The sequence below is a fragment of the Fibrobacterota bacterium genome (assembly GCA_019509785.1).
Lineage (GTDB): Bacteria > Fibrobacterota > Fibrobacteria > UBA11236 > UBA11236 > Chersky-265.
Genome location: JAEKLQ010000036.1, coordinates 71,350 through 83,213 on the forward strand (window position 1 = coordinate 71,350; position 11,864 = coordinate 83,213).

Annotated in this window: 8 protein-coding genes and 1 riboswitch; of the genes, 5 read left to right on the plus strand and 3 right to left on the minus strand. The window is 64.1% G+C overall.

The window, feature by feature from the left end:
- Positions 1-17: 17 nt before the first annotated feature.
- Positions 18-410: a response regulator gene (locus JF616_10115; protein MBW8888097.1), complete on the minus strand. Its 393-nt coding sequence runs from the start codon at positions 408-410 to the stop codon at positions 18-20.
- A 149-nt stretch (positions 411-559) separates the two neighbouring features.
- Between JF616_10115 and JF616_10120 the strand changes: the two genes are divergently transcribed.
- On the plus strand, positions 560-1,408 hold the full coding sequence (locus tag JF616_10120; GenBank protein MBW8888098.1) for a TIGR02147 family protein: 849 nt from the start codon (positions 560-562) through the stop codon (positions 1,406-1,408).
- A complete protein-coding gene (locus JF616_10125) occupies positions 1,405-3,282 on the plus strand; it encodes a carboxypeptidase regulatory-like domain-containing protein (protein ID MBW8888099.1) in 1,878 nt (625 codons plus the stop codon). The genes JF616_10120 and JF616_10125 overlap by 4 nt, the downstream gene beginning before the upstream one ends.
- Positions 3,283-3,317: 35 nt before the next feature.
- Here the strand turns inward: JF616_10125 and JF616_10130 are convergent, their stop codons facing one another.
- The gene (locus tag JF616_10130) at positions 3,318-3,839 is read right to left on the minus strand and encodes a hypothetical protein (protein MBW8888100.1); all 522 of its coding nucleotides are present in this window, start codon (positions 3,837-3,839) and stop codon (positions 3,318-3,320) included.
- Between the two features lie 152 nt (positions 3,840-3,991).
- Between JF616_10130 and JF616_10135 the strand changes: the two genes are divergently transcribed.
- Positions 3,992-4,843: a GTP cyclohydrolase I FolE2 gene (locus tag JF616_10135; GenBank protein ID MBW8888101.1), complete on the plus strand. Its 852-nt coding sequence runs from the start codon at positions 3,992-3,994 to the stop codon at positions 4,841-4,843.
- Between the two features lie 143 nt (positions 4,844-4,986).
- On the opposite strand, the gene JF616_10140 is transcribed toward JF616_10135, so the two are convergent.
- Positions 4,987-7,917: a PAS domain S-box protein gene (locus tag JF616_10140; GenBank protein ID MBW8888102.1), complete on the minus strand. Its 2,931-nt coding sequence runs from the start codon at positions 7,915-7,917 to the stop codon at positions 4,987-4,989.
- A 199-nt stretch (positions 7,918-8,116) separates the two neighbouring features.
- Positions 8,117-8,353: riboswitch (cobalamin riboswitch) on the plus strand.
- 173 nt (positions 8,354-8,526) lie between these two features.
- On the opposite strand from JF616_10140, the gene JF616_10145 reads away from it, so the two are divergent.
- Complete coding sequence (locus JF616_10145) at positions 8,527-10,644, plus strand: TonB-dependent receptor plug domain-containing protein (protein MBW8888103.1); 2,118 nt, start codon at positions 8,527-8,529, stop codon at positions 10,642-10,644.
- A 25-nt stretch (positions 10,645-10,669) separates the two neighbouring features.
- A complete protein-coding gene (locus tag JF616_10150; protein MBW8888104.1) occupies positions 10,670-11,773 on the plus strand; it encodes a hypothetical protein in 1,104 nt (367 codons plus the stop codon).
- Positions 11,774-11,864: the final 91 nt, after the last annotated feature.

Genomic DNA, 11,864 nt, shown 5'->3' on the forward strand with positions numbered 1-11,864 from the left:
CCCGGAATACCGGCGCCTCAGAGGGCGGGCGTGCTTCCCAGGACTCGTTCCAAGGTCTCCCGCAAGGTCTTGATCTCGTAGGGCTTCCCGATCACGTCGAGGAATCCCGCCGCCGTGCGCGCCGCCGCGTCCTGCTCGGGATACCCGCTGGAAAGGATCCCCTTGGCGTCCGGATCGATGGCCCGCAGGCGTTCCATGGTCTTGAATCCGTCCATGCCCCCCGGGACCATCCAATCGAGGATGACGGCATCGAAGGGCTGACCGGCCGCGCGATGGGATTGATAAAGCGATATCGCATCTTCACCGCTCGCAGCCATCACCGCCTGGTAGCCGAGGTACTCGAGCATTTTCCCGACCACGGATCGCACCAAATCCTCGTCGTCCATGATCAGGATTTTGCCCTTCGCCACCAGCGCCTCCTTTTCAAATATAGCTTTCGTGCCCTCCCACCCCCCGAAATTCCAGGAAAAACGAGGCTGTTGTCTGATAAACCGACCGGGATCGAGAAATGTCCTTGTGGTTGTCACGGGTTGCGCTTATGCTTGCGGGGATGCCGGCCATGGAACCGCTCTTCGCCTATACCGACTACCGGTGTTTCTTGGCCGATTGGTTCGCCCATAAGAAGCACATCAACGGGCATTTTTCCCTGCGCGTGTTGGCGGAGCAGTCAGGATTCAAAGCTCGCGATTACTTGATGCGGGTGATGCGGGGCGAGCGCAACTTGTCCGACGATGGCATCCGTAAGTTGTCTGAATATTTCCGGTTTTCCGAAAAACAGGCAGAGTACTTTTCCTCCCTGGTCCATCTCAATCAGGCCCGCACGCATTCGGAAAAGGAACGCTACTACGCCCGCTTGGCGGAAGTCCGCAAGTACGGGGCCCATCAGCGCCTGCGGCAGGATCAGTTCGAATACCTCACCGCCTGGTACCATAGCGCGCTGCGTTCGCTTCTGCCGGTGCTGGAGCCCTTCCCCAAGGTCGGCGGGGAAGAGGATTGGGAACGGCTGGGCAAACTGCTCGATCCGCCGCTGACGGGCAAGCAAGCGCGCGACTCGGTGGAATTGCTGCTCCGATTGGGACTGCTCGCCCGCGATGCCCACGGCCGGTATGCGGTGCAGGAAGCGGCCTTGACCACGGGGGACGAAGTGGCGGCGCTGGGCGTGGCCACCTTCCACCGCGCCACCATGGAACTGGCCAAACGTTCCATCGATAAGCATCCCCCGCCTGCGCGGGACATCAGCGGGGTCACCATGAGCATCTCCCAGGAGGGCTTCCGCCGCATCAAATCGGAGCTGCGCGCCTTCCGCAAAAGGATCCAGGCCCTCGCTTCGGCCGATTCCGGCGAGGACATGGTGTACCAACTCAACCTCCATCTTTTCCCGCTCACGCGGACGCGAGGCAAAACATGATGACCGCAAGGGTACCCGCCTTCCTCCCGCTGGCGGCGGCAATATGCCTCGCTTTAGGCCTCGGCTCATGCCTGCAAGAAGGGCCGTCCACCGAAACCGGCAATCCCAATCTGCGCGGCACCCAGATCGACGCGCAAGGCCGCCCCGCGCCCGGCGTGGTGAAATTATTCCTTCTGCCCGCCGCCGCCGCGCCCGGGGCCGGCGATACCCGGCCCCCCATCGGCCCTCGCCTGTTGGACTCCGTAATCGTGGGGACCAACGGCGGCTACCGCTTCGACGGCCTGGCGGCGGGAACCTACGCGTTGGAAGGCCGCGATCGCGCCCAAGCCGCCTTCGCGCTGGTCGGCGGACTCGTGATCTCCGCCCCGGGAGATACCTTGCTCCGGGATTTACCGCTAGCCCCACCGGGCCGGATCACCGGCCGCGTGACGCGGGGGCCGAATGCGCGGCCCGCCGGCATCCGCGGCGACGAGAAAATCCTGGTGCGCTTGGCGGATGCCGATCGCTCCACCGAGACCGACACGGCCGGCCTCTTCTCCCTCGAGAAAGTACCGGCGGGGACCTATCGGCTTGCCTTCGCCGCGGAGGATGGGCACTACCTTACGCGCTACCTCGATGGCGTGGCCGTGGCTTCCGGGACGGAGACGAAACTACCCTTGGTAGAACTAGAATGGAGCCAGTACGGGGAACCTCCTGCGGTGGCCGGGTTGCGCATCGCCATCGATTCCTCCGCCGGCATCGCCCGCCTTTCCTGGCGGGCGGTACCGCTTTCGGGCGGGGCTTCCGTGCTGTATGCGGTAACGCGCGACGGCGTCGAAATCCATCGCGGCCCGGATACGGTTTTCGTGGACACCTTGGCGGGCATCGCGGCCGGGACGCCGATCCGGTATGCGGTCCAAGCCATCAATCCTTTGGGCCAAGCCGGCCCCGCGGACACGGCGGCCTCCTTGGCCCCGGGCCCGGGCGCTCCCCCGGACGGCGAAGGGGTGCTGGAAGGCGCGGTTCTCCAGGGTAACTCCCCGGTTACGGGGGCGCGCGTGGCCTTATACCTCATCCCCTCCGCGGCGGGCTCTCCCGATTCGCTTCCCCTGGGCGTGCGTTTGCTGGACAGCGCGACTTCCGACGCGGCCGGGAGATACCGCTTCGACCGCTTAGGCGCCGCTAAGTACACCGTGGTCGCCCGCGTCCTTTCGGGAACGGACATCGGTATGGCCATGGGGTTGGCTCCGCGCAATGCCGGGGCGCGCTTGGATACCCTTCGACCCGCGGCGACCGGCGTGGTCGCGGGCGCCGCCTCCCGGGATTCCCTTTGGATCACCTCCCCTTTCAAGGGCGATGAGAATATCCGCGTAGGTTTGGCGGGCACGCCGTTCACGGGCCTCACCGATTACGGATCCCCGCCGGCGGGAGGGGCCTTCCGGCTGAACGGGATCCCGGCGGGATCCTATACCCTGGTCGTATACGCCGTTCCCGAAGGCTATTTCCTGCCCGACTCCCTTCCGATTATCGTGCGGGCGGGGGATACCGCCCGGGTGCCGACGGTGGTGAAAGCGCGCTACAACCCCATGGCTCCGCCGCCGCGCATCGCTTCCTTGAGGTTGGCGGGCGCGACCCGCGACCGCATCAACCTGTCCTGGGACCCGGTTACGCGCTATCCCCTGCTGGCGGGCTATCGCGTCCTGCGCCTTTCCCCGGAGCGCGTGGCCCTGGATTCTTCTTCCGTGATCTCCGTTACGGAATATTCCGATGACGTTTCGGGCCTGGCGTCCGGGACGCGCGTGGAATACGTGGTGCGCGTGGTCGGGACCGGCGGTCGCGAAGGCACGAACGGCGGCGATTTCTCCGGGGCCTCCGTGGAGGCAACCATCCCGTAGGCGGCCTTCAGCGGGCGCGCCCGAATGAGCGGCCCTTAGCGGATGGCCACCTGGGCGGAAATGGCCGCCAGGATCAAAGCGACGAAGAGGCCGGGCAGGTAGACCAAGGCCCAGGCCCAACGGCTCCAGTAGCGCGCGGCGTGGACGGTGAGGAAGGCGTGCAGGACCATCCACACGGGAACGTGCAGGCTCAGGACGCGGAGGAAGTCGCTGAGCTGATCCTTATCCATCTCCGGATTCATGGCCGCCAGCTTATCCAGCCCGACGTACTTCTCGGCCGCGTCCAGGAGCATGGCCTTGTGCAGCACGACCCAGGCGAAGAGCATGATCGCGGCGGTATCGTCGTGGGTACGCAAGGACATGGCGATGAAGACCGCCATGATGATGAAGCTGGATACGGTCAGGTAGTCGATGCCGGCGACGGCCAGGCTATAGCCGAGCTCCAGGGCCCCGAAGGCCAGCGCGCCCCAGAGCGCCCGCCGTTGCTGGCCGCGCCCGCCCAGGGCCAGGAATCCGACGACCGGCAGGATGCCGAACCAAATCAGGAAAGAGTTCATAACGGTATCATTCCGGAAACGGTGGCAATATAGCCGCAATCGCGCGCGCCGTGTAGCCGCGCGGACCACTGTAGTCCCTCGGGGAAGTTGTTATTTTATTTCTTCCCTATCCCATTTCGCCGCCAAGCCCGGCGGCCAGCCGGAGAATCCCCATGGTCAAGCCCTCTAAGAACGCCAAGGTCGCCCCGCCCCTGAACGGGACCGCCATCGCGTCCATCGCGGACGTACAGAACCTGGAAGATACCCGGCGCATCGATATCGACAAGGTGGGCATCAAGGCCATCCGCCATCCCGTGCGCGTGAAGGATCGCACCGGCGGCGAACAGCATACCATCGCCACCTTCAACATGTACGTGTACCTGCCCCACAATTTCAAAGGGACGCATATGTCCCGCTTCGTCGAGATCCTGAACGCCCGGGCGCAGGAAATCACCGTGGAATCGTTCAAGGAAATGCTCCCCGAAATGATGGAGAAGCTGAACTCGGAGTCGGGCAACATCGAGATGACCTTCCCCTACTTCGTGAACAAGGCGGCCCCGGTTTCGGGGGTGAAAAGCCTGATGGATTACGAGGTCACCTTCAACGGCGAGATCCGCGACGGCAAGCCCTGCATGGAGCTGAAAGTGGTCGTCCCCGTGACCAGCCTTTGCCCATGCTCGAAGAAGATTTCCGCGTATGGGGCCCATAACCAGCGGTCGCACGTAACCGTGACGGTCCGCATCGCCCCCGGGAAGCACTTCGTCTGGATCGAGGACATCATCGATTTGGTGGAGTCGGTAGCTTCTTGCGAACTGTACGGCCTCTTGAAGCGGCCGGACGAGAAGTACGTGACCGAGCGCGCTTACGATAACCCGAAGTTCGTCGAGGATATGGTGCGCGATGCGGCCCATCTGCTCAACCAGGATAAGCGCATCTCGAAATACGTCGTGGAGTCGGAGAATTTCGAATCCATCCACAACCATTCGGCGTATGCGATGATCGAGAAGGACAAGGCGAGGAAGTAGAGCTTGGTCGATCGGGGTTAGGGTACAGCTTGGTCGATCAGGATTAGGGTAAAGGGGTAAGGGTTAAGGGTACAGGAAAACCAAGATAGGCTCTACGCCTAACACTTAACCCTTAACCCTTTACCCTGTACCCTTTTTCTTCGTCAATCTCCCGTCTTCACCTTCGCGTCTACCGCATCCAGCACATCGCGCACCTTCGCGGTCAGCGACACCGGACTGAAGGGCTTGCCGATGAAGGCCGCCTGGGCCGTATAGACCCCATGGCGGATGATGGCGTCCTCCGTATACCCTGACATATAAAGCACGCGGGTTCCCGGGCGCTTGGCCCTGAGGCGCTCGGCCAGTTCCCGGCCGCTGATGCCGCCCATCACCACGTCGGTGAGCAAAAGGTGGATGGTCCGGTCCTTGAGCCGCTCGGCCAACTCCAGCGCCTGCTCGCCACCCGGCGCCTCGTGCACCGTGTAGCCGGCCGATTCGAGAACGTCGCGCGCCAGGCGCCGCACCGCATCCTCGTCCTCGACCAACAGGATGGTCTCGGTCCCTCCGGCCGACCGCAGGGCTTGGCCCCGCAGATTGTCGCGGCCCGTCCTATTCGCGCCCTTGGGGGCCTCGGGAAGGAAAATCGAGAATTCCGAACCGGTTCCCGGATCGCTGGTGACGATGAGGGTTCCGCCCGCCTGCTTGATCGCGCCGTACACGGTCGATAGCCCCAACCCGGTCCCTTTATCCTTGGGCTTGGTGGTGAAGAAGGGTTCGAATAGGCGGGCCTGGGTCTCCGCATCCATACCGGTACCCGTGTCCCGCACGCTTAAGCTGGCGTAATCCCCCACCGGCACGTCCAGCACGGCCCGATCGCGGTCCTCTTCCCGCAAGGCGCGGTTCGCCGTGACGACGCGCAATTCCCCGCCGCCGGGCATCGCGTCGCGCGCGTTCAAGACCAGGTTCAAGATCACTTGTTCCATCTGGTTGGAATCGGCGACCACTTTCTTAAGCTGGGGATCGAGCTCGGTGATGAGGGTGATGTCCTCGCCGATCAGCCGGCGCAGCATGGTCTCCATGCCCTTGACCACCCCGTTCAAGTCAATCAGGCGCGGGGCCAGCACCTGCTTGCGGCTGAAGGAGAGGAGCTGGCCGGTGAGGGCCGCGGCGCGCCCGCCGGCCTTGCGGATCTCTTCCAGGTGCGCGCGGCGCGGGTCGTCCTTGGCGATGGACATCAGCAGCAGATCGCTGAAGCCGTTGATGGCGGTAAGCAGGTTGTTGAAGTCGTGGGCGACGCCGCCGGCGAGGCGCCCTACGGCCTCCATCTTCTGGGCTTGGCGCAGTTTCTCTTCGCTCGCCTTGAGGGCGTCCTCCGCGCGCTTGCGATCGTTGATGTTGCGGACGATGCCTTCGTAATAAGCGATCTCGCCGCTCTGGCGCTTGATGGCCTGGGCGTTCACTTCCGCCCATACGGTCGCCCCGTCCCGGCGAGGCAGTTCCACCACGAAGGTCTCCCCGCCATCGCCATGGGCCGCGGCATCGCCGCCGGCCGGAAGGAGCAAGGATTGCCGGGTTCCGATCAGCCCAGCGCGATCCGCGTAACCGAGCATGGCCACCATGGCCGGATTTGCGTCGAGGACGGAGCCGTCCTGGGCGATGCGGAAGATGCCGTCCAAGGAGCGTTCGAAAAGGGTGCGGTGCTTTTCCTCGCTGCGCCTGAGATCCCGATACAGGATCATGGACGCCAGCGCGGTGGCGATGCGCGCGGCGATGTCCTTGAACATCGCGAAATCCTCGCCGCGCCAGGGATCGGAAGCGGGCTGGCGCAATAGGCAAAGGATCCAGGGAAGCCCCACCTGGGGCCGCACCGAGATCGCCTTAAGGGATCCCACGCCCATGGATTCGCGCCAGAATCCCGGATTGGGCAGGGGCCGCTCGCGGCCGAACACGAGGGGCTCTTCGGTGGCCGCGCAAGCCGCTGCGATTTCGCCGAAGCCGGCGCCATCGGAGAGCATTTTAGGAGCGGCGCGGAGCGGGACGGCCTCAGAGCTTTCCGCGGAAAAGGGGATGCGATAGCTCCCGTCCCCGTCGGAACGTTGGATCAGCCAGACGCGATCGCAATTGAAGACTTCGAGGAGGCGGGAGAGCGAGGCAGGTAGCGCATTTTCCACGTCCAGGGTGCGTTGCAGGGCGCCCGAAACCCGGTTCAGCCCGTCCAGGTAACGCATGTGCTTTTCCACCGAGGCCTGGGCCTTGCGCATCTCGGTGATGTCCGTGAAGACGTTGATGGCCAGGCGCACCTTACCGTCCTCATCGAAGAGCGGCGAGGCGTTGATCATGGACCAATGTTCCTCGCCGGTGGCGCGGACCCGGTATCCCAGGATTTCCCCGCGCACGGTTTCCCCCTGCAGGGCCCGGCGGCCGGGCAGCCGTTCCGGATCCATTACCTTGCCTTCGTCATCCAGCAGTTCGAAACGTTCGTTCACGAAACGGAGATCGCTGCCGAGCAAGGTCTCTTCGTCGGGGAAGCCCAGGTAACGGACGGCCGCGGCATTGGCGTATACCAACTTGCCGGTCGCGTCCTGCGCCGTGCAGCCGGTCTCCATCAGGCGCAGCATGGCGGCCTGATCGTCGCGCATGCGGGCCAGGTCCACTTGGGCCTGCTTGATGGCGGTGACATCCTGCATGATGGTGACCACCATGCCTGGGCCGCCGTTGGCGGCGGGGATGGGAGTGGACTTGACCAGCGCCCAACGGAGTTGCCCGTCGGGCAACATACGGTGGCCCACCAGGCGCGCGGGCCCGGGGCGGCCCGCCAAGGCCTGGTTTCCCGGCAGACGATCGACGGGCAGCGGCTCCATCGCTTCGTCGAAGAACTCGAGGCGGGACATCGCCTCCTGGTTGGAGACGGCGAGGTATTCCGCCGCCGAGGCGAATCCGATCAGCCGCGCGGCGGCGTCATTGGCATAGCGCTTTTCGCCGTCCGGCGCGAAAACGATGAAAGGGGAGTCTATTCGTTTCAGGATTTCCCCAAAGGCGATCGCGGACAATTCCGCGGGAACCTGGGGATCGGAAAGCTTCGGGTCTCTTCCCATTGCGCCTTAAAAGTGCCGGTAAGCGGCCGGTTTCCTCCAATATAGGCATATCCCGAAACGGCAAGTAAAGAAGAGGCGAAGATTCCGGAACCTTCGAACTAGACAGCCGGCTGCCGCGCATTATACCTTTCCCTCCGCCTTGCAGGGAGCGACCCGGAAAACCGGGATCGTGGAGGATCGGCCTCGCGGCCGATGCTCCTAAATGAGCAGTCACGCAGTGATTGCTCATCGCATAACGAGGAATTCCGTGCGAATCGGAAGCGAGCTCGTCGCTGTAAGCGGTACGAAACTTCAAGGAGCTGGCGCGTAAGCGACAGCGCCCACCCACTGGTCACCGCCCCAAAGGGCGGCCGGGAAGGGGAAGGAGTAGGTTGGCCCGGATCTTCCGGGCCTGGACCCGCGAGCCAGAAGACTCACCTGCAAGGGATCTGGTTGACCTGCGCTGTCAAGGTCGACGGAAATCCCGGGGTCCCCCTTTTCGGCCCCGCGTTTCCCGTTTTCTTGTAGGCGCCGGCTCCGGGAGCCCATGGGCATTGAAAGCCCTGCGGTTCCATCATCCCTTCGCGGTGGCCTGGCGCAGATCCCGGTCCCCCGTCGCAGGAGCTCTTCATGGCGTGCGTCCCGCGCGTCCGGACATCGCGTTCCATTCCGGGTTGGCGCATTCCCGCCCTCCTGGCGTACGCATTTGCCGCCCTAGGTTTCGCCCAGGACGGGACCGGCGCGTCGACCGGGTCCATGGGGCCCAACGCCCTGCGCGGCTCCGATACCGCCCGCCCCATCGATACCCTTACCCTACCCGCCTCCCGATCCCAAGCCCTGCGTAAGCCCACGGCCTCCAAGGCCGTGATCATCCCCACCGACGTGGATCGGCAACTGGGCAATCTGGGGGACATGCTGCAACGCCTGGCCGGCGTGCACGTGATGCGCGCGGGGGAACTGGGCGATTACCTCGGGGTCTCCTTGCGCGGAGCCTCGGAGTCCCAGGTGCAGGTCTATGTCAACGGCGTGTTGCAGAACCAAGCGAGCGACGCATCGCTTTATCTCTCGGATTGGGACCTGTCGCGCGTGGAACGCGTGGAAGTCTATAAGGGCCTGGCCCCGGAAGATCTGCCCGGCGCTCCCATGGGCGGGGCCATCAATATCATCACCCGGGATGCGGCGCCCGGCGGGCCCGGATTGCGGGCGGCCATGGGGGCGGGATCCTTCGGGTCCTTCAAGGCCAACGGGACGGCCGAGCTGGCGGCGGGCGCCTGGCGCGGCCGCTTGCAGGCGGCCCGCGATCAAGCCGACGGCGATTTCCCCTTCTACGACGATGGCGGGCTGGAATACAAACCGGGACGCCATCCCGAGGGCGCGGAAAGGCTGGGCCCGGATGATTTGATCCGCAAGCTCAGGACCAACAACGCGCATGCGCTCACCGATGTGGCCGGCGATTTGTCCTGGCATCCCAACGCCGAGGCGGAGTTGGGCTTGCAAGCCGATCTTTCCGACCTGGACAAGCGCATCCCGGCGCCCTACGCGGGAGTCGATTCCACCGTAAGCATCAACACGGACTTAACCACCGACAAGGCATCCCTGCATGGACGCGGACGCTGGGCCCGCGGGCAGGACGAAGCTTCCTTGGATCTGTCCGGCTCGTGGTTGCGGCAGGTTTATCTCGACACCGGGCGCGGGGCCATCGACCTAGGGGATAACGAGGATCGCGATCTTTACCTCGATGGCCGCGCCGATCTGCGGGCCCGCCTCGATCTGGGCGGAGGCTGGGGATTGGCGGCCCTGGGCGGCTACGGCGCCGGCGCCTACTTCTATTCCAACCGCATAGCGGACCGCGCCTATCCCGGGGTTTTCCGGTACACGGGCGAAGGGAAGTTTACGCCCTCCTTCACGCACGGGAGGCATGCCTGGCAGGCCTCCCTCGATATCGTCCTCAACCTGGATGAGCAGAATGCGGCCCGCGTCTTCGCGTACGACGGAAGCTTCTTGCCAGGCGAAAGATGGGACCGGCGAGCGCTTCTGCGGTTGGGTTATCAGTACCACCTCGACGAAAACCGCTGGCTCTTCGCCGAAGGCGGGCAGGCCGCGCGGCAACCGACCTTCCTGGAATTATTCGGGGACCGGGGAACGGTGAAGGGCAACGCCTTCCTGGGACCGGAATCGGGATACAACGGTTCGGCCGGGGCGCATGCGGGCGGGAGCAAGTGGTCGGCGGAGTTAAGCGTTTTCGCCGCGGCCCAGCGCAACCTCATCACCTTGGAACAGAACTCGCGCTACGTGCTGGTCTATAAGAACACCGGGCGGGCCCGCATCTTGGGCGCGGAGGCCCGCGTTTCCGCCGCGCCGGTACCGTGGTCGCGCAGCGAAATCGATCTCACCCTGCAACGCGCCGCCGAGGGAAGCGAATGGTTGGGCGACTTGCGGATCCCCTACCGTCCCGACTTCCAGGCCTCTTTCCGGCAGGTCCTGACCGCGCGCGGCTGGGCCTTGGGAGCTTCCGCCTACTATCAGGGGCTCGCTTATCCCAACGCCGCCAACCTGCCCAGCCTGTTCGATAGCTACAGCCATAGCACCCAGTGGCAGGCGCGTTGCGATCTCGACCTTTCCTGGCGCCGGAGCCGCTGGCTCCTGGCCGCCGGCGTCCGCAACGTATTCGATCAGCACGAATTCGATTTCTTCAACTTCCCGCTTCCGGGCCGTAGCTTCGCGGCGACGGTGCAAGCGGAACTCTGAATTCCCAAACCCGAAAGGATCCCTCATGTCCCCCAGCCTCTCACTCCGAACCCGGCTCGGCCTCCTGGCCGCTGCCGCCTCCGTTATGACAGCGTGCCTGAGCAAGGACGAAAAGGCCGATGCGGCCCTTCCGGACGCCGCATACGTATTCGCCGCCACGTCGGATTATAAAACCGGATCCTATGCCGCCTACGGGCTCACCAGCGGGACGGCGCTGCCGGATATCCAGGCCATCCATTCGGACGTGGCCGTCCGCTTCCATGGCGGTTCCGACATTTTCGTGATCAATCGCCTGGGGCGCGATAACCTGATGGTGGTGGATAAGACCATTTTGAAGGTGGTCCTGGCGGTGAAGTTCCCGACGCTCTCCAACCCGCAAGACGTGGAAGCGAAAGACGGCTTGCTATACGTCAGTTTCCTGGCCTACGACTCCATCCTGGTTTTCGATCAGGCCAGCGGGAACCAGGTGGGCGGCATCGATATCCACGCCTACGCCGACAGCGACGGCTTCGCGGAAGCCGGTGCGCTAAGTTTCGCGGGAGACGATCTGTATGCCGTCGTGCAAAACCTCGATACCCAGGATCCGCTGGACAAGCCCCATGCCGATCCCAAGCTCTTGAAGATCAACGTCCAGAGGCGCGCGGTGGACAAGGCCATCACCCTGCCCTTTGCGAATCCGCAGGGGATCACCTATGATGCCGGGACCGGCAAGTTGTATGTGCCTTGCGTGGGGGAATATACGGATGAGACCTACCAGCCGAAGCTCGATGGCGGCATCGTCGCGTACAATCCTGCTTTAGGAGACGCGACGATACTGGCGACGGAAGCGGATCTGGGCGGCAACGTGGGCCGGCTCGTGCTGAACGACGGCAAGCTGATCTTCAATCTGGGAATGACCGCGGCCGATCGCGTGGAGGCGTTTTCCTTGTCCGACAAATCCGTTACCTCCATCGTCGATCTGGACCCCTATGCGGGCGGAGGGCTGGCCGTGGATGCGGGGACCAATACCCTGTGCGTGGGCGATCGGAAGAAAGGGCTGAGGCTTTTTGCGCTGGACACCTTCAAGGAGAAGGCCGCCACGGCTATCGATTTGGGTCTACCCCCGATGGATATCGTAGTCGTCCGGTAAAAAGGCCGCAGGCATTACGTGGCGGAGGGAAGGGGGCCTAAAAATGTGGTCAGCCCTCTAACACCTCCAGGTTTCGGGAGGGATGGCCGCA